The 613-nt window shown below is 37.8% G+C and carries 1 protein-coding gene; it reads right to left on the minus strand.

Features of this window, described 5'->3' with window-relative positions:
• Window positions 1–611, minus strand: a 611-nt coding sequence (locus B2G44_RS01955) for a reverse transcriptase domain-containing protein (protein ID WP_257616376.1), incomplete at its 3' end; no start/stop codon positions are given.
• Window positions 612–613 lie beyond the last annotated feature (2 nt).

Consider the following 613-nt stretch of genomic DNA (forward strand, 5'->3'; position numbering starts at 1 on the left):
ATGAAGCCGGCTTTCAACCATTTGTTAATAGTTGAGAGGACTTTATTCTTTCTGATGAACCGATTTAAGGTTCTCATGAGAATCTTGTGATTGATCGTATCAAAGTAGCCTTTTAAGTCGATTTTGATAATGTAGTCAATTCCTTTGATTCTCTGTTTGACGCGTTTGATGGCGTCATGGCAAGATTTTTTGGTTCTAAATCCAAAACTCCATTCTGAGAAGACATTTTCAAAATAGGGAGTTAAGAGTTGTTCGAGGCATTTTTGTATTAGCCGGTCCTTGATCGTGGGTAGCCCCAGAGGTCTAATTCCTTTATTATCACTAGGAATGAGAATTCTTTTAACTGGTTTGGGGTTATAACCATTATTGACGTATTCCTGATGGTATCTTTCTAGTCTTTCTAGATTAATCCCATCAATGGTTTCATTATCAATACCCGGTGTTCCCGCCCCTTTGTTAGCAGCGATTCTGTTGAATGCTGTTAACGTGTTATAGAAGTTATTCATCCCTTGCTGCAGCTCTCTTTTTAGAGAGTAACCGTTTGATGAACGATGTTGAATTCTATTCAATGTTCGCGAAAGTTTAGTTTCGAGTGAAACCGTTGTTGACATAA

Source organism: Candidatus Phytoplasma citri (genome assembly GCF_002009625.1).
GTDB lineage: Bacteria > Bacillota_I > Bacilli_A > Acholeplasmatales > Acholeplasmataceae > Phytoplasma > Phytoplasma citri.